Below are 20,575 nucleotides of genomic sequence, written 5' to 3' on the forward strand. Positions count from 1 at the left end.
TTTGAGTAGAATTCTTCGGTTAAATTCTACTCATAAATGCTGAGCAAATATGTTTGAAATCAATCCAATTAAAAACCGCCTACAGGATGTGACTGAGCGCACTAATATCCTGAGGGGGTATCTTTGACTATGACGCCAAGAAAGAGCGTCTAGAAGAAGTTAATGCAGAACTAGAGCAACCGGATGTATGGAATGAACCTGAGCGTGCTCAAGCGCTAGGTAAAGAGCGTGCATCACTTGAAGCTGTCGTGGAGACTATCGACCAACTTGACCAAGGTGTTGAGGATGTTGATGGCCTTCTAGAGCTTGCGGTTGAAGAAGAAGACCAAGAAACCTTCGACGAAATTGAACCTGAACTTGCTGAACTGGAAGCTAAGTTGGCTAAGCTTGAGTTCCGTCGTATGTTCTCGGGCGACCATGACGCATCAGATTGCTATATCGACTTGCAATCTGGTTCTGGTGGCACGGAAGCACAAGACTGGACCAACATGATGCTGCGCATGTACTTGCGTTGGGCTGAAGCGAAAGGCTTCAAGACCGAAGTGATTGAAGTATCTGAAGGTGAAGTCGCAGGTCTAAAAGGCGCAACAGTGAAGATCTCTGGTGAGTACGCTTATGGCTGGCTTCGCACTGAAACGGGTGTACACCGTTTAGTTCGTAAATCACCTTTTGATTCTAGTGGTCGTCGTCATACTTCATTTGCCTCTGCATTTGTTTATCCTGAGATTGATGACAACATTCAAATCGATATTAACCCTTCTGATCTTCGTATTGACGTATACCGCGCTTCAGGCGCAGGTGGTCAGCACGTCAACACGACAGAATCTGCGGTACGTATTACTCACGTTCCAACCAATATCGTAGTGCAGTGTCAGAATGACCGTTCTCAGCACAAGAACAAAGACCAGGCGATGAAACAGCTTCGTGCAAAACTGTTCGAATTTGAACTTCAAAAGCAAAATGCTGAGAAGCAAGCGAACGAAGATGCGAAATCTGACATCGGCTGGGGTAGCCAAATTCGTTCGTACGTTTTAGATGACTCGCGCATCAAAGACTTACGTACAGGTGTCGAAAATCGTAACACTCAAGCAGTACTTGATGGCGATCTAGACAAGTTTATCGAAGCTAGCCTTAAATCAGGCCTTTAAGCTTTTCACCAATTTAAAACGGGATACATCGAAAATGACTGATGATGTTCAAAATGAAAACCTACAAGAAGAAAACAAGCTGATTGCTGAGCGCCGCGCTAAATTGGAACAAATCCGAAAGAGCTGCAAGGCGAACGGACATCCGAACGATTTCCGTCGTGATGCGCTTGCTGGTGATCTGCAAAAAGAATTTGGTGAAAAGAGCAAGGAAGAGCTGGAAGCACTAAACCATGTAGTGTCAATTGCTGGCCGTATCATGGCGAAACGTGGTCCATTCCTTGTGATTCAAGAAACTTCTGGTCGTATTCAAGCGTATGCTGCAAAAGACGTTCAGAAAGAACTTAAAGAAAAATACCAAGGTCTAGATATCGGTGACATCATCGGTGTGAAAGGCGCGCTTCACAAATCAGGTAAAGGCGATCTTTACGTAAATATGGAAGAGTATGAGTTGCTAACTAAAGCACTTCGTCCACTTCCTGAGAAGTTCCACGGCCTGACTGACCAAGAGATGCGTTACCGTCAGCGTTATGTTGACCTGATCGTAAACGAAGATTCTCGCCAAGCGTTTATTGTACGTTCTAAGCTTGTGTCATCGATTCGTAACTTCATGAGCTCTAAAGGTTACCTAGAAGTTGAAACGCCAATGATGCACGTGATCCCAGGCGGTGCGACGGCTCGCCCATTCATCACGCACCATAATGCACTGGATATCGACATGTACCTACGTGTTGCGCCTGAGCTATACCTGAAGCGTCTAGTTGTTGGCGGTTTTGATCGCGTATTCGAGATCAACCGTAACTTCCGTAACGAAGGTCTTTCTCCTCGTCACAACCCAGAATTCACAATGATGGAATTCTACCAAGCTTACGCAGACTACAAAGATTTGATGGATCTTACTGAAGAAATGCTAAGCACAGTTGCGATGGATGTTCTAGGTTCTACTTCAATGCCTTACGGTGATGAGACGGTAGAATTTGGTGGTAAATATGCTCGTATGAGCATGTTTGATGCGATCAAACACTACAACCCTGAGCATGAGCAAATTCAAGCGCTAACAGAAGAAGATCTAACTAATCGTGAGCTTATGGTTTCTATCGCGAAATCAGTACACGTTGAAGTGGAAACGTTCTGGACATGTGGTCAGCTTCTAGAGGAAATCTTTGGTGAAACGGCAGAACCAAAACTGATTCAGCCAACCTTCATCACGGGTTACCCAGCGGATATTTCTCCATTGGCTCGTCGTAGCGATGATAATCCATTCTTCACAGACCGTTTCGAGTTCTTTATCGGTGGTCGTGAAGTCGCTAACGGTTTCTCTGAGCTTAACGATGCAGAAGACCAAGACGCTCGCTTTAAAGCACAAGTTGACGCAAAAGACGCAGGTGATGATGAAGCTATGTATTACGATGCAGACTACATCACAGCTCTAGAGCACGGTCTACCTCCAACAGCAGGTCAAGGTATTGGTATTGACCGTCTGGCAATGCTGTTTACTAACACTCACACGATTCGTGATGTGATTCTGTTCCCAGCAATGCGTCCACAGCAATAAGCTGAAACGGTGACTCATTCTTACAAAGCCTCTCATTGAGAGGCTTTTTTCATGCCATATTTCTAAAAATGTTTATAGAAAAGTCATAAATCGTGCACTAGTCTTAATTATGAGACAGTAGCGATTGTGTTAATTGCGATAGTTCTATTTGATAGCTATGACGAATTCAATAGAATTAACAAGTTGAATCTAAAAGCAATAATAAGGAATGATGTAATGGGAACCGAGTTTCGGATGGATTCTATCCCCGGCTCTTTAGTCGTAGTGGGTGGAACCTATGAGCCATGGCTATCTGTATTGGAGCAGGCTGGATGGCGATGCACGCAATGTTCCGACTTGCGAAAAGCCGATGCCTTGTTTTCAGAAATAGGCCCTTGTATTGGGATTGTAGACTTAACCAGGGATGATTTTAGCCTTAATGGCATTGCGAAACTTGTAAGTACACACAAGCAAGTTCGTTGGATTGCGTTTATCCGTGAATCGCAGCTGAGTTCGGATACTATTTGCCAATTTATAGTTAACTTCTGTATTGATTTTTTCACTACGCCTATTCCAGATTCCCGTTTAATGAGCACGATAGGTCACCAGTTAGGAATGCTAAAACTGGAACAAAAAGTGTGGCCTCATAATGGAAATGATAATGACCTTGGTTTGGTTGGTCAGTCATTACCAGTGAGACGGTTGCGTGATCAAATTAGACGTATCGGCCCCACCGATGTCAGTATAATGATTCATGGCGAAGTTGGATCTGGCAAGGAGTCAGTAGCTAAAGCCATTCATCGCTGTTCTGCGCGTTCTCAAAAACCCTTCATCGCCGTCAACTGCCGAGCATTTTCCGACGCGCGTTTTGAAAATGAATTCTTTGGCATGCATGATGCCGACCGAGCATCGCTTTTAGATCAAGCCTCGGGCGGAACCATTGTTCTAAATGACATTTTTACCTTACCTCCCAAACAGCAACTTAACCTGCTTAAGTTCTATCAAGATGGTCAAATAGAGACGGCAAAGGGCATCAAAGAATTTGATGTGCGTATTTTAGCAGCGGATACATCAGATATTGAAAAAGCACTAGGCGATGGCATGTTCAACGAAGAGCTATTCCATTGCATAAATGTTCTTCGTATCAATGTACCAAGCCTTAAAGAGCGTGCGACGGACATTGGTTTGCTGGTCAGTCACCATATCGGTCAGTTTGCTAAAGAGTTTAATTCTCCAGTCAAATCTATCGATGATGATGCTCTGAAAACGTTGACGTATTACCATTGGCCTGGAAATGTGAAAGAGCTGATGAATCAGGTGAAACGTGCGGTGTTGATGACGGAAGAAGAAGTGCTGACCAAAAAGCACTTTGAATTGCCCGGTACTTTCTCTGGTAAGCGCAGCTTGAAGAGTATTCGAGAACGTTCTGAGCGTGATGCGTTGATCTTAGTGCTAGATAGCCATAATGGACAAGTTACACTAGCGGCCAAAGAGTTGGGTATTTCTAGAGCGACGATGTATCGTTTACTCAATAAACATAACCTTATTACTGAAGAGACTGTTTAGGTTTATGTTAATTCAGCAAAAAAGGCGCAATAGCGCCTTTTTTGGTTCATGAAGTTGGTAACGAGCCAATCTGCGACTGAAGTATGAGTAAGTCGTTAGAGCATTAGAAACAACAGTACAGAAATTACCAAGCCAGCACCTAAGACTAGAGGGTAAGCTTTACCACTGATATCGCGTGCCATTTCAGGTTGTTCCATCGGCGGTACATCGTTTTCAGTCTCAGCTTGTTGTGACTCTACATTCTCCTCGTCTGAGGAGAGCAGTGCCATAACTTGTTGCTGGCTTGTCGCATTTTGCAGTGCTTCGCGAAAGTCATCTTCTACTAAAGATGATGTCAACGTAGTCAACACTTCCATATGAGTAGACCCCGCTTCTGCAGGTGGAATTGCGAGTAAAAAGATCATAGTCACTGGCTCGTCGCCGTCTAGTCCTTTCCACTGCAGTTCGTTTTTCAACAGCGCACAAGCAAAAACAGGCTCAGTAACGGCAATAGACTTACCATGAGGAATAGCAAGGTACTCCCCTAAAGCGGTTGGGCCTTCTTCTTCTCGCAGCATAACCGCATCTAAAAACTGCTGTCGGTTTGTCAGTTTTCCTGCTTGGTCAATACGATCTGTGAGCGCATTAATTGCGCTAAAGCGGTCTTCAAAAACCGCATCCAACATGATCAAATTTTCTGAGGTCAGTTGTGATAAGTTCATCTGCGGCTCCTATGAGTTTGTTAACCAAACAAATTGATAAGGGTTAAGAGTAAGCTGGGCGTCGAAGGTTGCTCCGGAAACGAGATCTTGACCGCCATTGTCTAGAGAGACATGTTGTGTGTTTTCAGAAAGGTTAACGATAAAACGAATGGCGTCGTTACCTTCACCTCGTTGTAATCCAAATAACTGCGGTGATAGCTCCAATACACTTTGTGTAGAGGTAGGCGAGAACGCTTTATGCTGCTTTCGGATATTCAGTAAGCGCACCATTTCTTTGTAGACTTTTTGACGTAGTGAACCCTCCTCATCCAACTCCGCTTCTAAACTTTCGAGTTCGAATTTCTCTCGGTTAATGCGGCGATTGATACCAGAATCTATCATCCCTTGTAGGTCATTTTCACTCCCCAACAAACTGTGGTAGTAAATCGCTGGAACGCCAATAAATGACAGCAAAATAGCTTGTGCGGCTAGGAATTTCCTGGATTTGAGTTCAATGTTATCTTCCGGCTCAGTTATGGCACTTAGATAATTAATATTTAACTCATAAGGTGACTGTGTGCCATCACCATTGTGCTTATAATTGACTCTGCCGCCTTTGCGCTCAACATGCTCGCACATCATCTGTCGGTCCTCATTAGTGAGGATACCTTCTGTTGGGCGTACACCAATACCATCGTGACTCGCAAGGAAGTTGAAATAGGTGGTTTTGCGCCCGAGCTTAAGAGATGTGACGGCTTCTTTAGTCAATCCTTCCGCCCACTGCGTGAGAACTTGGCTATCTTGGCATAAGAAAGCATGCAGAGTTAACGGTGGCAGTGGGAATTGGTACACCATATGAGCCTCATCACCCTGACCGAAGTAAGAAATGTTTTCTTTATGTGGCACGTTGGTTTCGGTAATAAGTAGGCTACCCGGCATTACCTCATCTAGCACTATACGCCACAATTTGATGATGTTGTGTGCCTCTGGTAAGTGGATGCAACTAGTATTAAGGACTTTCCAGATAAAGCCGATTGCATCGAGGCGGATGGAGCGGCCACCATTAGCTGCGTACATTAATAAGATATCAATACTTTCTAACAACACCTTTGGTGACTGGAAATTAATATCAATTTGGTCGTCAGAAAATGTGGTCCACACATGAGTAGTGTTGCCGTTTGCTTTGGTAAAGGGTGTCAGCAGTGGCAAAGCTCGCGGGCGTGTAACGCTTGAGTAATCTAATTCAGGGTCACATTCTACAAAATAATCTTGATAAGCTTCATCGCCAGCAAGGAAGCGTTGGAACCAATCGCTGCTCTTAGAAATATGATTAATGACGCAGTCGTACATGAGGTCAAAGTTTTCTGCCAATGCATTTAGATCTTGCCACTCTCCAAGATTCGGATCGACTTCACGATAATCCACTACGCTGAAACCATCGTCTGAGGTATATGGAAACATGGGTAAGATATGGATATTGCTGATAGCTCCGGCAAGATACTTATCCGCAAAACACTTCATGGTTTGTAACGTAGGTTGTCCTAGTTTCTTGAAGCTATCACCATACGTGATTAAATATGTGCTGTGTTGATCCACCCAATTGGAATATTGTGGTGCTCGCTCACGCCATTTCTCCACCAAATTAAGGATGTCGTTGGTCATTGATTCTGCTTTATCTTCGCCGTATAAAGCCGAGACCTTGGTATAGATTCGTTGTTTGATCATGTAATTGTTCCTAGCCTACAACTTAAATTTGAAACTGACACGTAAGTCGATGGTGTTATTTGGTTTAACTTGCCATTGTTGTTCTACTAAATGCTCACGATGGTTAACGCGCTCTACCGTGGCAAAGTGTTTAAAGGCGTTGGTATCAAGCTGTATCGTCTGCTCAGTCGGGTTGTAGAGGCGTACGATAATGGCATTGCTTTCATAGAACGAGTGACCTACGCTGGATAATTGCAGTGCTTGGTTAAGTTCGAATAGACTAAAATGTTGAGCAATTTCATGATTCTCAAAGCGAACTTGAAAACGCTCAAGACGGTTTTCGAAGCTATTGAGAGTCTGTTTCTGATAACTGAATGGTAAGTCCAGAAACTCTTGCTCCATTTTACGTACGGTCTGATGACTAGACTCTTCGGTTAATGCGATAGCAAAGCTGAATGTCATAGCTTTCTGTAATTGAGCATCCGGAGTGTAAACCACGGTGTTGTTGATACCGGAAGCTCGGCCTGGGCGCCACAAGAGATCATCTTTACCAAGTCGGCCAGTTGACTTAAACAGAGTTAATGCAATGGCGCTTGAGTGTTGTTGTGGTAAAACTTGAAACTCTTTAATGCCGCGGCCGTTAATGATCATGGCGTGACCTGCATTTTCAATGGCGACAGCACCGTCAGTGGTTTCAATATCAATAGGACATTCGCGGAACCGCTCTTGCCAGCCCTCAGTAGATGGTGCAACAGGTCGTTTCATTAATGCAAACGGCTGTGTGCTTCGCGACTCCTCGGCGGCTACATCTGAGTTGATGACCACTCGTACTCGGTGGTCAGAAACTTGATTCTCGGTTTCAATATCTACGCGAAGCTGCTGTTCATCACGAAGCAGAGTGAGAGTGATATCAAAGGTTGCTAATACGGAGTTGTTGCCAGATACACGAGCTTCTAGATCTTTTGGTAAAGCTAGCTGAGCCCTTAAAGCCATGCGCTGTTGTAACTCGCCTTGGTTTACTTCTAGCATGCGTAGTTTGGTACAAGTTATTGGTGTATCGCCTGCAAGTGGCGAAAAGTCGTAGGAATCACCATCATCGGCTTGCTCTTCAAAGCTCAGCAATTGTGTGATTATACGACCTGTACGTTTGTCTTCTAGAGTTAGCTGATCCTCAACGAAACTTACTTTCATAGCTTGGTTTTCAATGAAAAACATATCGCTGGCTGTGTTATTTTTCTCACTAGCTATTGCGTTAGTCACTTGAAGAACTTGATATCCTAAAGCAGGAAGGTCTTTAACAACTACATTCAGCTCAAATCTATAGTAAGGCGGGACTTCTACCTCGCGTTCACCATCTTTAGTGACTTCTATAACCTTGCCACCATCTAGAGTCTCGCGACCAAGAACTTCAGTTTCTAAAGTATTATCACCATCTTTGAGGGTAATATGTTCAGACTTTGAGAAAGCAACCACTCGCGCTACGCCGTTATAGGTGGTTGGGCGAGAATTGAAAATCATTACTTCATTGTCTTGGCAAGCTTGGCTTGCGAGTTCTTTCACCACTAGGTTGTATAAACCGTGACAAATTTCTTGAGCTTGTTTTAAGCGGTGCATGATATCGGCATTAGTGGCATCGCTGTTGCAGCCCCCCATGCTGTCATGAGCATGACATTCAAGGATTTTTTTCCAGGCGATGTCCACAAGCTCAGTATGTACTTTGATTCCTTGTGCTTTCGCTATAGCAATCACTACTTCAAGCTTTTTCACTAAAAATTGCTCAATTTCGAAGTTCAGTTTTTTGATGTCGTAACGCACTGAACCGATAGTTTTATGAATACGGGTATAGCGTGGCGCTTTAAACTCTCCAAGGTACGTCTCAAACTGTTCGTTATTGTGGCGCAGATATTCAACGAAGTTCTCCATAGAAGAGATGGTGTAAATATCCTTACTAGGCGAGCGCTCTGTGGCAGCAGCTAACGTTGCCGGAAGATTTGGGTCAATGTTGACTTGATCACCCCCTGACGGAATAAGCACTTCATCTAGCCCGGATAGCGCTTTGATTTTCTCCACCATAGGGAAGATTTTTTTGTCTAAATGGTCTGGGTCTGGAACAATGTTCTTGGCCGCTCCATAGCCGTGGACCAAGTTATAAGCGTAGATAGTGTCATCGCCTGGTGATTGCCAGTGGAAATGGGATTTTTTGACTTGTTGGTCGTAATCTATACCTCGCCAGAACACGATGTTATCAATACCCATACCTTTAAATAGCGTAGGCATTTGAGCATTGTGACCAAAAGTATCAGGTAAGTAACCTACGGTCATGCTATGACCCATTTCTTCCGCGATGTGCATACCGTACTTTAGGTTACGGATGATGGACTCTGCACCAACATTGTAAGTGTCCGTTTGAGTGTACCAAGGCCCAACAAATAACTTACGTTCACGGATTAGCTTACCCATACGTTCACGCATATGAGGGAGTACTTTAAGGTAGTCTTCGACAATGGAAGATTGGCCATCTAAGTGATAGCAGCTATAGCTAGATTGGTTTTCTAGTGTCTCTATCACTTTAGTAAAGTTGTAGGTGGCAAGCACGTCACTGTCTTGCTGAGTAAAATACCACTCACGATCCCAGTGAGTGTGTGGAATGACATGTACTTTCGCCATGGGAAAATCTCTTTAACTGGTCTATCTAACTGCGATTAAGCAAGTTCAATATGAGAAGAATAAGGGGACGAGCATGTCGTCCCAGTGACGTTTATGCGTTTGAAGTATCTGGCTTAGTGCATAGCAGTAGAGCGAGTGCGATAAAACCTGAACCAATTAATACTGAAATGGTATAGCTGATTGGGTCAGAGGATAGGAACCAACCCCAAACAGCCGGTAATGGTAGGTCTTGCCAGACGTTAAGTAAGACGCCGACTTGTGTACCTATGATTGAACCTAGGATCATAATTGGAATCATTTTCGGGTTCTTAAGAATAAATGGAATTGCACCCTCTGAAATACCAATCAAGCCAAGCATTAAAGAGGTTTTGCCAACCGTTTGTTCTTCACTAGAGAAAACCGGTTTACGGAACTTGCCGTCAAGCATTGCGGCGATACCAACCCCAATTGGTGGGATAACAATACCCAGTTCACGAGCTAATAAATCGAAACCTTCACCCATACCGTTAAGACCAAGAGCTACTGAACCAGCTGCTTTGTTGATAGGGCCACCTAGGTCAAAGGCTGTACCTGCGGCAATCACCATTGAGTAGATGCCTCGTCCAGCATCACCAGCCTGGGTGAACAACTCGATCATTGCCATATTCAACGCGCCAAAAAACGGATTGATGGCATACTCCATAGTGAGCACCATGACCACACCAGTAATAGCTGGTACCAGTAACATGGTTTTCAGGGTAGTAAGCTCGGTCTTCACCTTAATTGTGTCATTAAGGTAACGAACTAGATAACCGACTAAGAAACCGATAGCTATAGCCCCAAAGAAGCCTGAAGGAGCCCAGCCTTCAAGGTCGAAGAAGCGTTTGTACACTTCATCACTCATGATGCCGCCAATAAACGCTGGAATAAGAGCTGGTTTTCCTGCTATCGAATAAGCCAAGTATGCCGCGAAAATGGGGTACATAAACTTGATGGTCATGAAACCAAGCTTGTCGAGAGTTTGAATTGGCGTACCTGAGATATCAATGAATTCACCAGTAATCTTCGCTACTGCCATCAGCAAACCACCTAGTACTACGACAGGCAGCATATAACTGATACCTGTCATGATATGGCCGATGGCAACTTGGTAGGCTGAGCGTTGTTCTTCGACTACATGAGTACTTGTATTGTTCTTTTGCTTGCCGAGGTTGAAGACAGTTGGCAGTAAATCGTCAACGCGTTTGATGAGTTCTTGGGTGCGGACTTTGAGTGGGTTTGCATTATCAAATCGTTCCATTTCCATGATTGGGACGTCGATCGCGAGTACAACGCCATCTGCGGTTGCAATGTCGTGGGCGGTTAGTTTGTTCTTTACACCATCACTGCCTTGAGTTTCAACTTTGACTTCATAGCCTTGTTGTTCTGCCCAGCTTTGGATTTTCTTTGCAGCCATAAAGGTGTGCGCAATGCCAGTAGGGCAAGCGGTTACTGCAACGATTTTCTTCTTCGCCATGGTTGTTCACCGTTGTAATTATTTAACTGCTCGCAGTATATTTTTCCGCGAAGTATCAAGATACTGTTTCATGGTACAAGCCATGTATGACGATACTTTTGTGAGACTCATCAAGGAAAAAAACGTCATTTTCGCGCCTAATAATAGTTAAACCGTTTCTAATTAAGTGTAAGCGATGAATACCTTTAAAGGCATTGAGCGAGCGATTTACGAATATCTTATTACTCATGCTGGTGAGTTACATGAGATCTCGGCTAAAACTATAGCCAATAAGGCGCTGACTACGACGACATCTGTCAATCGAGTGTGCAAAAAAATGGGGTATGCGAGCTATACCGAGCTTCGATACAGGCTTGAAAATGACTTGCGTAAGCAAACAGTGACAAAGGATGAAGAAGAGTCACAATTGCAGCGTATTTCATCTGTCGCTAATGCACTTAGTCAGTCTCCGGTCGTCTATCTCTATTCACGTGGAGCATCGATTGTTAGCGTGACCTATTTATCGCGTTTTTTATCGCTGGCGAACATACCTCATCTAGTGATTACCGATATTCATCAGTTAGCTCGAGCTGAAAAAGGAACGTTGATCTTAGTCAGTAAGTCCGGTGAAACGCAGGCAGTTGTGGAAATGGCACATAATGCAAAGCGTAAGGGGTTGAAAGTGTTTGCTATTAGCCATATCGGTTCGACATTGTCTTCGATTGCTAACACTAACCTTGACTTGGAAGAGCAGGTCGACGGTATTTCTCCATATCGGCGCGAGTCGCAAATTCAGTTGCTTAAAATTATCGATGTTATTGGACAAACGCTTTTGGAGGGGTAATAGACCAATCATTTGTCTGTAATTTGTTATTTCTAGCAAATTTAAGTGATCTTTCTCGTGTAACGACAGAGTCTTACAAAGTCTGATGGTTTTTCTCTAGAATAAAATCATTCTCTAATTTCCTTTACATATTCAACGAAATACTTTGTATCACTAGAGTGAATTTGTATTTAGTTAGAACAATCATACTTATTCAATTATTTTGTAACATATTCGTTGAATTTATAAACGATTTGCATAAGAATCACCCCTGAGCACTACGCTCAACCTTTCAAATTTATTTCGGATTATTAAGTGATTATGGAGGCACAGAAAATGATGAATCGTATTTCTTTTATCAATATTTGTGCTGGCCGTTTTACTCATGCGGATCGAATCGCGACTGATCTATCTACTGCAATGGCAGCGGATAAACCGTCAATCGATACAGCACACGCTTAATTAGTCCGTAACCTCAAGAGGCTGCGGAAATAGCAGTCAACTGAGGAATAACAACATTTCTCCTTATATCCCGACCGCTATTTCTCTCCTCAAATTATTTTCTAGGAGAAAATTATGCGTACTTCAATTTACTTAACTGTTGCAACTTGGCTTATTAAAGCAGACATCCAAAAAGAAGAGCGTGAGTGGAGACGACGCTACCGTCGCAATGCACACCACTTGCCACTCCACAATGAGCACTTGTTAAAGGACATTGGTTTCGATAAACATGGCCGCCCACTTGGCCAAGTTGCTCCACCTCACATTGTAGCGAAACGTAAAACTCGTCATCTTCGTCGAGAATTACACTCTAGAATAGCTACGTAAAAAAAGGGCAGGTCGCTTATCGCGACCTGCCCATACTGAGTGAAAAACCTATTTAGGGGCATGGGTTAGAATATTTAGCCCCTATTTCTTGAAGTTCATTCAAGAGTTCATCAGAGAGTTCCACGTCGATGCTGTTTATGTTGCTTTCTAACTGCTCAAGATTGGTTGCACCAATAATATTAGAAGCAACAAATGGAAGTTGATTAACAAAGGCTAGTGCCATCTGAGCTGGGTCAAGGTTATGCTCGCGAGCTAGGTTCACATAAGCTTGTGTTGCTTCAATACCTTGCGGAGTAAAGTAACGGACAAATCGCTCAAATAGACTGCAACGCGCTCCCTCTGGACGTTGCCCATCGAGATATTTTCCGCTCAAACAGCCAAAAGCGAGTGGTGAGTAAGCGAGTAACTCCACACCTTCGTGGTGGCTAATTTCAGAAAGGCCAACCTCAAAGCTACGGTTGAGTAAGTTGTAAGGGTTTTGGATCGAGACAATTCTTGGCAGATCATGTTTTTCGGCCAATTTAAGTAGCGTCATGACTCCCCAAGGTGTTTCATTAGAGACTCCGATATAGCGTATTTTTCCAGCTTTGATGAGTTCGTTCAGTGCTTCTAATGTTTCGATTAGTGTAACTTCTTCATTTCCTTCAGGATAAGGGTAGTTAAGCTGTCCAAAACAATTGGTTTTTCTTTGTGGCCAGTGCAATTGGTATAAATCGATATAATCGGTTTTTAAACGACTTAAACTATCGTCTACTGCCAAATGTATATTGCGTCTATCTAGACTCATATTGTCGCGAATATAAGGAATATTTCGCGGTCCAGCGACTTTAGTCGCTAATACTACTTTTTGTCTTTTATCTGAATGCGAAAGCCAATCGCCAATATATTGTTCTGTTTTTCCTTGAGACTTAGCACTTGGAGGAACGGGGTACATCTCTGCAGTATCAATCAAATTAACACCGCGTTCTAGAGCAAAATCGAGCTGACTGAATGCTTCCTGCTTGGTGTTTTGCTCACCAAACGTCATTGTCCCTAAAGCTATCTTGCTGATTTCTAGCGAAGAGTGCGGGAGGTTATGATATTTCATTGAGCCTTCCTTGTTTGTTGTTGTTTTTATCCACTATACCTCGTTTTGGTAAAAGATCTGCTTGTTTAGTACCCAATGTGATTATTTTTACTAAACTGACTTTTATCAGTAACGCATTATCCACAAAAAGAGTAAGGGGGTGGAATATGCAAAAACATCAGCTCGATCGTTGGCTACATGGGTATCACAAAGACACTTATAAACAACCCAAAGTTTTTGTGATTGGTTGTGCTGATATTTCACACTATCTGTTAGCAGTGGAATACAAACATAAATTAGAACCAATTAAACAAGATGATGAGCCAATTCATTTTGAGTCGTTGGACTCGGTGAAAGAGGAGTTGCATCGACTAGGTATCGAAAAAGCGTACCTTAGATTGCATAACGCTTACGATGAATGTGGCAGTGCGGAAATGAATCGCTATTGTGATATCGAGCTAAAACTTCATTAACTAGTTCGAAAATTTTTGGTTTAGACAAAGTACTGTTCAAGTATATGAGCAGTGAAGCGTGCTCTGAGGTAGAAACCTCGGGGTAGGGTACGTATTTTTTGTCCTGAAGTACCATAAGCTTCCGTTTTCACTCGGCTATTGGCAGCTTTAGGGCGAATTTGTAACACCTCGCCGGTGTGGGCCGTGATCTGATTGACTTGACCTAATGAAATAAGCTCCATCAATTCTTCCCAATCATTTTTCAACATGGTCTCTTCTTCTGGAGATGGGCTCCAGATTAATGGAGAGCCAACATGTCGCTCTGCAACGGGGATCTCTCGTTCACCCTCAACCGGCAGCCAAAGGACACGAGACAGCTTATTGCGTATATGGCTAGTTTCCCACGTTACTCCATGAATGCCGGTAAGTGGTGCAACACAGACGAAAGTTGATTCTAAAGGCTTGCCGGTATGGCTAATCGGAAGGCTCTTGAGCTCAACGCCAATATCGGGGAAGTCTTGAACAGGCTTACTTCCGGCCTTTGCACCTAAGTGCCACTCAAGTAGTTGTCCTACCCAACCCTTATCGCGCTTAAGGTTATCTGGTACGCACATGCCTGCCTGTGCAGCGAGTTCGCCAAATGTTAATCCTGCGATATCACGAGCGCGTTGTAATAGTTCTGTTTCGGAGGTTGGGGTAGGTTTCATAAATACGCTGTAGGTTAATTTTGACCCAATAGGGAGCTGTCTATTCTATCATGGCGATGAAGAATTTATCGGTATAAAAAAAGATCAGTCTGTTTGAGATTTGATCTATTCATGACTTATCCACAGAAAATTTATTCTCTAAGTTGAATCTGCCATGCGCTGTATGAATAATCAGTGTTTTAAAGCGGATTAACACTTGATAAATCGAGGTTTGTTTGAAACTCGACAGTTTCAGTGTGGATAAAATAGCCATAGGTTGATCTTTAACCGATCTGAGTGTGTGTATTTATTTGTAGTAAATTAGAGACTTTTACTTGATTGGTTTAACTTTAAGTTAATGAAAATTATAATTTTAATTTTATCACTTCGATCTTGGAAAAATTTGACTTGGTAGAAAAAGAACCAAAAAGTCGTAAAGATCATAGATTCTTCACATGGTTATTCACAGAAAAGGTGAATAAATGTGGGCTGGGTCTCATTGTTGTGTTGATAACTAAGGCTTTGCGCGAAACTTATCCAGTATGGCAGCATTTAATGGTAATTGTTCAAATTTACGGGCGACTAAGTTTGCTCAACTTGGGGATATGTGGAAAAATCAGGGTAATGAAAATTTAATTGAGGTTGGCCAGTGATAGATGGCGATGGTTACCGACTTAATGTTGGTATTGTGATTTGTAACAACCATGGTCAGGTCTTCTGGGCTAAGCGATACGGACAACATTCATGGCAGTTTCCTCAGGGTGGCATTGACGATGGTGAATCCCCTGAGCAAGCCATGTATCGAGAACTTTATGAAGAGGTGGGATTAACCAAGAACGACGTCAAAATCGTTGCAGTTAGTCGCCATTGGCTGAGATATAAGTTACCCAAGCGATTAGTACGCTGGGATTCGAAGCCAGTCTGTATTGGGCAAAAACAGAAATGGTTTTTACTGCGTTTAGATTGTGATGAATCTAAGATCAACATGCAGCGTGGTAATACCCCTGAATTTGATGGTTGGCGCTGGGTAAGTTATTGGTATCCAGTCAGGCAAGTGGTTTCTTTTAAACGGGATGTGTATCGACGTGCGATGAAAGAGTTTGCATCATTGGCAATGCCGTTTAAGGAACGTAAATTTAAAGGCAAGAGAAAGCATCGAAGAGGGTAAGTATGCTATCGCAACTAAGGGATATAGTTGAGCACGTTTCAAAGGTTGAAGATGTGCACGCCGCCCTCGAAATTCTTGTTCAACAAACTTGTGCAGCTATGCATACTGAATGCTGCACAATTTATTTGGCAAATAACGATAAACAGCGTTTGGAGTTAATGGCGACACAGGGCCTGACCTTCAAAGGCGACACTATCCATATCGATTTTAACGAAGGTCTAGTTGGCCTCGTAAAACGAACCGCCGAACCGATTAACTTGGCAGAAGCTGCCAAACATCCCGCATTTAAATTCTTCCCAGAACTTGGTGAAGATATCTACCATTCTTTCCTTGGTACACCGATTATTCATCGTAAACAGGTCCTTGGCGTTTTGGTTATCCAGCAAAAAACGTCGCGTCAGTTTAGCGAGATGGAAGAGTCTTTCTTAGTCACACTCGCAGCTCAGATAGCGGTTTTGATAGCACATGCAACTGCCCAGGGTCATGGCTTCTTTGACGATAATAAAACGGCGGTGATTAAAGGGATTGGGGCGTCATCGGGAGTAGCTATCGGCCCAATCTGGTGGGACAAACACTCAACCTGACTTAAGCAATGTATTTCCAGCTTCCGCGTTAGATATTGCGCGTGAACACGAAACGTTATCGGTCGCCATCGAAAATGCATTGGCTGACTTTAAGCGCATGCGTAAGAAGTTGGATCTTGAATTAAATAAAGATGCACTAGCAATATTTGATCTGTTCACTCACTTACTCAATGATCCTATGCTGCGCAATGATTTAAAAGCGCAGATACAAAAAGGCGATCGAGCAGACTGGGCTTTGCGCCAAGTAGTAGAAAGCTATGCGAACCGTTTTGCCAAGATGTCTGATGTATACATGCGCGAGCGTGCTCAAGATGTCAAAGAGCTGGGCCAGCGTTTGCTGTTTTTCTTGCACAATACTGAGCAGCCTGTTCATGAGTTCAACGAGCCTGTTATTCTAGTTGTGCGTGAACTTACTGCGTCCATTCTCGCTTCAGTACCCAAGGAACAGCTACTAGCTGTAGTGTCTCTTGAGGGGGCGGCGAACTCTCACGCGGCTATCTTATCCAGAGCGATGGGAATTCCTGCCGTTATGGGAGTGAACACTAACCCTGAGCGCTTAAGTGGCAAGGTTGGTATTGTTGATGGGTATAGCGGTGAGATTTTCCCTGACCCTAGCAATGAATTACTGCTTGAATACCAAGAGTTAGTGACAGAAGAGACTGAGCTGTCTCGAATGGTTGAACAAACCGTTGATCTTGAAGCAAGTACAAATGACGGTAAACGCATTCAAATTATGCTGAATGCAGGACTCAGCGCTGATACCAGTATTTCTTTGAATAAGAATGTCGATGGTGTGGGGCTATATCGAACCGAAATTTCCTTCTTGCTACAGCAGCAGTTCCCTTCGGAAGAAGAACAGGTGCATCAGTATCGTTCGGTACTCGGTGCTTATCCAACTAAGCGTGTTGTGATGCGTACGCTGGATATCGGCGGCGACAAGCCTTTGCCTTATCTGCCTATTGATGAAGACAATCCTTTTTTAGGTTGGCGAGGAATCCGCTTTACTCTCGATCATCCTGATATTTTCTTGATTCAGTTGCGTGCTATGCTTCGTGCGAGCGAGGGATTAGATAACTTAAGCATTCTTTTGCCTATGGTGTCGTCGGTACAAGAACTTGACGGAGCGACGGCGCTTATTGATCAAGCTTATCAAGAAGTATCCGCAGAGCATCCGAAGGTAAAACGCCCAGAAATTGGCGTTATGATCGAAGTACCTTCTATGTTGTACCTCTTACCATTTATGGCACAGAAGGTTGATTTTGTTTCGGTTGGAACGAACGACTTAACACAATATTTATTGGCTGTTGATCGCAACAACGCTCAGGTAGCCGATATATACGAAACCCTGCATCCTTCGGTGTTAGCGGCGATGAAACATATTTTTGAAACTTGTCAGTCGTATCATCTTCCTGTTTGCATTTGTGGTGAGCTGGCAGGTGATCCTATTGGTGCTTTGCTGCTGGTGGGGCTTGGTTACGATACTTTAAGTATGAACACGTCGAACGTCGCGAAAGTGAAGTACTTGCTCAGACAGACCTCACAGCAGGAACTTAAGTTACTTGCTGACAAAGCATTGATGCAACCGTACGGTGAAACCATTTATAATCAAATGCGCGATTACTTTGAGGATAAAGGACTAGCTGGCTTCATCCGTGCTGGTAAGTCTTAAACCAACCCTTTTGGAATACATGTGAACTACGAACTGATCTTATTACTACTGTGCCTTGGCGCAGTAGTCGGTACCATGTCCGGGTTGCTGGGCATTGGTGGGGGACTTATTGTTGTCCCTGCATTGGCCTTCATCCTACCTAAATTTGGTATCGCGAGTGATATGGTTATGCATATTGCACTGGCGACTTCCTTAGCCTCTATCATTATTACATCAGGCTCTTCGGCACTTAACCATCTTAAACTGGGTAATGTTGATTTGTTTGTTATTAAATGGCTTATGCCTGGGGTGGTGATTGGCGGATTTGCGGGGTCCAATGTTGCAGAGTGGATTCCTTCTCACTATCTACCGAAGGTGTTTGCTGTCATTGTACTGCTTCTGGCAATTCAGATGTTTTTGTCTATCAAGTCGCAAGTGACGCGTAATCTTCCTAGTCCTTTTATCACAACTTGTTGTGGTGCGGGAATCGGCATGGTCTCGAGCTTAGCGGGGATTGGTGGAGGCTCAATGTCGGTTCCTTTTCTTAGTAAACATGGCGTTGAGATGAGAAAAGCGGTAGGCTCTTCATCAGTATGTGGTTGCGTGATCGCGATCGCAGGCATGATTGGCTTTATTATGCATGGCGCTAAAGCACAAGGGCTACCGGAGTACAGTATCGGCTATGTCTACTTGCCGGCTTTGCTATCCATTGCTGCTACCTCAATGTTAACAACGAAATTTGGTGCAAAATTGGCGACAACTATGCCAACACCGAAACTAAAGAAGATTTTTGCAGTCTTCTTATTATTCGTTGCATTTTCAATGATGTTTTAATCTCAATATTCAAACCTGATAAGTGAGCGTTTTATGTCTCAGGGATATATCCAGTTTCCTAATATCGACCCAGTTCTTGTTGAATTAGGTCCCATTTCTATTCGTTGGTACGGCTTGATGTATCTTGTCGGCTTTGCATTCGCGATGTGGTTAGCTAATCGTAGAGCCGACAAGCCAAACTCAGGATGGACGCGCGAGCAAGTGTCAGATCTGTTGTTTGCAGGTTTCTTAGGGGTGGTGCTAGGCGGCCGCATAGGATACGTCCTATTTTATGGTTTTGATGAACTGCTACGTGACCCGCTCTACTTGTTCAAAGTATGGACCGGCGGTATGTCGTTCCATGGTGGGTTGTTAGGTGTCATTACCGCGATGTTCTGGTATGGCAGAAAGAACGGACGCACGTTTTTTAATGTCGCAGACTTCATCGCGCCTCTTGTTCCTTTTGGTTTAGGTATGGGGCGTCTAGGTAACTTTATGAACAGTGAACTTTGGGGACGAGTGACTGATGTGCCATGGGCGATCATCTTCCCTAATGGCGGACCTTTACCACGTCACCCGTCTCAACTGTACGAATTTGCCTTAGAAGGTGTTGTACTGTTCTTAATTTTGAATTGGTTTATCAAGAAACCTCGCCCAGAAGGGGCTGTGTCAGGTTTATTCCTTCTTGGTTATGGTACATTTAGATTCTTGGTCGAGTTCGTACGTGAACCGGATGCACAATTAGGACTGTTTGGTGGCTTTATTTCTATGGGCCAAATCTTGTCTTCACCAATGATTATCCTTGGTGCACTAATGATTGCATGGGCATACAAAGTCAACGGACCGAAACTACAAAAAGTATCAAAGTAATAGGAATTGTCGTGAAGCAGTATTTAGACTTATGTCAGCGAATCGTTGACGAAGGTGTTTGGATTGAAAATGAGCGTACGGGTAAACGTTGTTTAACCGTAATCAACGCAGATCTGACCTATGATGTCGCCAACAACGCATTTCCTCTAGTTACTACAAGAAAGAGCTTTTGGAAAGCAGCCGTAGCTGAGCTATTGGGATATATTCGCGGCTACGATAACGCTGAAGACTTTCGCAAGTTAGGAACCAAAACATGGGATGCTAACGCGAACTTAAATGCAGCGTGGCTGAACAATTCTTACCGTAAAGGTGAAGATGATATGGGCCGTGTCTATGGTGTGCAGGGTCGTGCATGGGCTAAGCCAGATGGTGGTCATATAGATCAACTTCGTAAGATTGTGGATGACTTAAGCAAAGGGGTTGATGATCGTGGTGAGATCTTAAACTTCTACAATCCAGGCGAGTTTCATATGGGGTGTTTGCGCCCATGCATGTACAGCCATCACTTTTCGCTATTAGGTGATACGCTGTATTTAAACAGTACACAACGTTCGTGTGACGTACCCCTTGGTTTAAACTTCAATATGGTTCAAGTCTATGTGTTCCTAGCGATTATGGCTCAGATTACCGGTAAAAAGCCGGGACAAGCATTTCATAAGATCGTTAACGCGCATATTTATGAAGACCAATTGGAGTTGATGCGAGATGTTCAGCTAAAACGTGAACCACTGGCGGCTCCGACGTTCCGTATCAACCCAAAGATTAAGACGCTTGAAGACTTAGAAACCTGGGTGACGCTTGATGACTTTGAAGTAGAAGGTTACGAGTGCCACGAGCCTATTCGCTATCCATTTTCTGTCTGAAAAT

At 43.6% G+C, this 20,575-nt stretch carries 17 protein-coding genes and 1 pseudogene; 12 read left to right on the forward strand and 6 right to left on the reverse strand.

Translation table 11 applies throughout. From position 1 onward, the window contains the following. Positions 1–49 precede the first annotated feature (49 nt). The 3 genes from prfB to VME0621_RS11255 all read left to right on the forward strand — a co-directional run bounded on the left by prfB (position 50) and on the right by VME0621_RS11255 (position 4,245). Positions 50–1,148, forward strand: a protein-coding gene (gene prfB, locus VME0621_RS11245; RefSeq protein WP_096441785.1) for a peptide chain release factor 2 whose coding sequence is annotated in 2 segments (ribosomal slippage) — positions 50–124 and positions 126–1,148 — 1,098 coding nt in all. Because the reading frame shifts where the segments join, the coding sequence is not laid out codon by codon here. Between the two features lie 34 nt (positions 1,149–1,182). Next, on the forward strand, positions 1,183–2,700 hold the full coding sequence (lysS, locus tag VME0621_RS11250; RefSeq protein WP_006075403.1) for a lysine--tRNA ligase: 1,518 nt from the start codon (positions 1,183–1,185) through the stop codon (positions 2,698–2,700). A 216-nt stretch (positions 2,701–2,916) separates the two neighbouring features. Then, positions 2,917–4,245, forward strand: coding sequence for a sigma-54-dependent transcriptional regulator (locus tag VME0621_RS11255; RefSeq protein WP_006075402.1), 1,329 nt, complete (start codon positions 2,917–2,919; stop codon positions 4,243–4,245). 95 nt (positions 4,246–4,340) lie between these two features. Here VME0621_RS11255 and VME0621_RS11260 read toward each other — a convergent pair whose 3' ends face one another. The 4 genes from VME0621_RS11260 to VME0621_RS11275 form a co-directional block, all read right to left on the reverse strand. Further along, positions 4,341–4,946, reverse strand: a complete 606-nt coding sequence (locus tag VME0621_RS11260) for a fructose PTS transporter subunit IIA (protein WP_038225538.1) — start codon at positions 4,944–4,946, stop codon at positions 4,341–4,343. 9 nt (positions 4,947–4,955) lie between these two features. Further along, entirely contained in the window at positions 4,956–6,650 is a 1,695-nt protein-coding gene (locus VME0621_RS11265) for a sugar phosphorylase (protein WP_062456804.1), read from the reverse strand. A 15-nt stretch (positions 6,651–6,665) separates the two neighbouring features. Continuing rightward, on the reverse strand, positions 6,666–9,296 hold the full coding sequence (locus tag VME0621_RS11270) for a glycoside hydrolase family 38 N-terminal domain-containing protein (protein WP_062456807.1): 2,631 nt from the start codon (positions 9,294–9,296) through the stop codon (positions 6,666–6,668). Between the two features lie 91 nt (positions 9,297–9,387). After that, complete coding sequence (locus VME0621_RS11275; RefSeq protein ID WP_062456810.1) at positions 9,388–10,791, reverse strand: PTS fructose transporter subunit IIC; 1,404 nt, start codon at positions 10,789–10,791, stop codon at positions 9,388–9,390. 175 nt (positions 10,792–10,966) lie between these two features. Between VME0621_RS11275 and VME0621_RS11280 the strand changes: the two genes are divergently transcribed. The 3 genes from VME0621_RS11280 (at position 10,967) to VME0621_RS11285 (ending at position 12,421) form a co-directional block, all read left to right on the forward strand. Further along, positions 10,967–11,614 carry a MurR/RpiR family transcriptional regulator gene (locus VME0621_RS11280; RefSeq protein WP_062456813.1) on the forward strand — a complete coding sequence of 216 codons (648 nt, stop codon included), beginning with the start codon at positions 10,967–10,969 and terminating at the stop codon, positions 11,612–11,614. A gap of 315 nt (positions 11,615–11,929) precedes the next feature. Beyond that, on the forward strand, positions 11,930–12,055 hold the full coding sequence (locus tag VME0621_RS26995; protein WP_256200709.1) for a hypothetical protein: 126 nt from the start codon (positions 11,930–11,932) through the stop codon (positions 12,053–12,055). A 114-nt stretch (positions 12,056–12,169) separates the two neighbouring features. Beyond that, entirely contained in the window at positions 12,170–12,421 is a 252-nt protein-coding gene (locus tag VME0621_RS11285) for a hypothetical protein (RefSeq protein ID WP_038225532.1), read from the forward strand. Positions 12,422–12,473: 52 nt separating this feature from the next. On the opposite strand, the gene VME0621_RS11290 is transcribed toward VME0621_RS11285, so the two are convergent. Next, the gene (locus tag VME0621_RS11290) at positions 12,474–13,508 is read right to left on the reverse strand and encodes an NADP(H)-dependent aldo-keto reductase (protein WP_062456815.1); all 1,035 of its coding nucleotides are present in this window, start codon (positions 13,506–13,508) and stop codon (positions 12,474–12,476) included. Between the two features lie 146 nt (positions 13,509–13,654). Here VME0621_RS11290 and VME0621_RS11295 point away from each other — a divergent pair, with 146 nt between their 5' ends. Next, complete coding sequence (locus VME0621_RS11295; protein ID WP_006075661.1) at positions 13,655–13,960, forward strand: DUF6482 family protein; 306 nt, start codon at positions 13,655–13,657, stop codon at positions 13,958–13,960. A gap of 20 nt (positions 13,961–13,980) precedes the next feature. Here the strand turns inward: VME0621_RS11295 and mutH are convergent, their stop codons facing one another. Further along, positions 13,981–14,646 (reverse strand): DNA mismatch repair endonuclease MutH, encoded by a 666-nt coding sequence (gene mutH, locus VME0621_RS11300; protein WP_038225529.1) that lies wholly within the window; start codon positions 14,644–14,646, stop codon positions 13,981–13,983. A 628-nt stretch (positions 14,647–15,274) separates the two neighbouring features. Between mutH and rppH the strand changes: the two genes are divergently transcribed. From rppH to VME0621_RS11325, 5 genes and pseudogenes are all read left to right on the forward strand, one after another. Further along, positions 15,275–15,793 (forward strand): RNA pyrophosphohydrolase, encoded by a 519-nt coding sequence (gene rppH, locus VME0621_RS11305; protein ID WP_038225527.1) that lies wholly within the window; start codon positions 15,275–15,277, stop codon positions 15,791–15,793. Between the two features lie 2 nt (positions 15,794–15,795). Further along, positions 15,796–18,046 (forward strand): annotated as a pseudogene (ptsP, locus tag VME0621_RS11310) (phosphoenolpyruvate--protein phosphotransferase). A gap of 21 nt (positions 18,047–18,067) precedes the next feature. Further along, positions 18,068–18,859 carry a sulfite exporter TauE/SafE family protein gene (locus VME0621_RS11315; protein WP_038225523.1) on the forward strand — a complete coding sequence of 264 codons (792 nt, stop codon included), beginning with the start codon at positions 18,068–18,070 and terminating at the stop codon, positions 18,857–18,859. Positions 18,860–18,892: 33 nt separating this feature from the next. Beyond that, positions 18,893–19,708: a prolipoprotein diacylglyceryl transferase gene (lgt, locus tag VME0621_RS11320; protein ID WP_038225522.1), complete on the forward strand. Its 816-nt coding sequence runs from the start codon at positions 18,893–18,895 to the stop codon at positions 19,706–19,708. Between the two features lie 11 nt (positions 19,709–19,719). Then, positions 19,720–20,571, forward strand: coding sequence for a thymidylate synthase (locus VME0621_RS11325; RefSeq protein WP_062456818.1), 852 nt, complete (start codon positions 19,720–19,722; stop codon positions 20,569–20,571). The last annotated feature ends 4 nt before the right edge of the window (positions 20,572–20,575 follow it).

Origin of the sequence: Vibrio mediterranei (genome assembly GCF_900088415.1) — a bacterium.
Lineage (GTDB): Bacteria > Pseudomonadota > Gammaproteobacteria > Enterobacterales > Vibrionaceae > Vibrio > Vibrio mediterranei.

Bases quoted from the DNA above. Each gene is read 5' to 3' on its own strand.
- VME0621_RS11295 (WP_006075661.1), top strand. From the start codon at position 13,655: ATGCAAAAACATCAGCTCGATCGTTGGCTACATGGGTATCACAAAGAC.
- VME0621_RS11290 (WP_062456815.1), bottom strand. From the start codon at position 13,508: ATGAAATATCATAACCTCCCGCACTCTTCGCTAGAAATCAGCAAGATA.
- VME0621_RS11285 (WP_038225532.1), top strand. From the start codon at position 12,170: ATGCGTACTTCAATTTACTTAACTGTTGCAACTTGGCTTATTAAAGCA.
- mutH (WP_038225529.1), bottom strand. From the start codon at position 14,646: ATGAAACCTACCCCAACCTCCGAAACAGAACTATTACAACGCGCTCGT.
- VME0621_RS11265 (WP_062456804.1), bottom strand. From the start codon at position 6,650: ATGATCAAACAACGAATCTATACCAAGGTCTCGGCTTTATACGGCGAA.
- VME0621_RS26995 (WP_256200709.1), top strand. From the start codon at position 11,930: ATGATGAATCGTATTTCTTTTATCAATATTTGTGCTGGCCGTTTTACT.
- VME0621_RS11260 (WP_038225538.1), bottom strand. From the start codon at position 4,946: ATGAACTTATCACAACTGACCTCAGAAAATTTGATCATGTTGGATGCG.
- lysS (WP_006075403.1), top strand. From the start codon at position 1,183: ATGACTGATGATGTTCAAAATGAAAACCTACAAGAAGAAAACAAGCTG.
- VME0621_RS11275 (WP_062456810.1), bottom strand. From the start codon at position 10,791: ATGGCGAAGAAGAAAATCGTTGCAGTAACCGCTTGCCCTACTGGCATT.
- lgt (WP_038225522.1), top strand. From the start codon at position 18,893: ATGTCTCAGGGATATATCCAGTTTCCTAATATCGACCCAGTTCTTGTT.
- VME0621_RS11270 (WP_062456807.1), bottom strand. From the start codon at position 9,296: ATGGCGAAAGTACATGTCATTCCACACACTCACTGGGATCGTGAGTGG.
- VME0621_RS11280 (WP_062456813.1), top strand. From the start codon at position 10,967: ATGAATACCTTTAAAGGCATTGAGCGAGCGATTTACGAATATCTTATT.
- VME0621_RS11255 (WP_006075402.1), top strand. From the start codon at position 2,917: ATGGGAACCGAGTTTCGGATGGATTCTATCCCCGGCTCTTTAGTCGTA.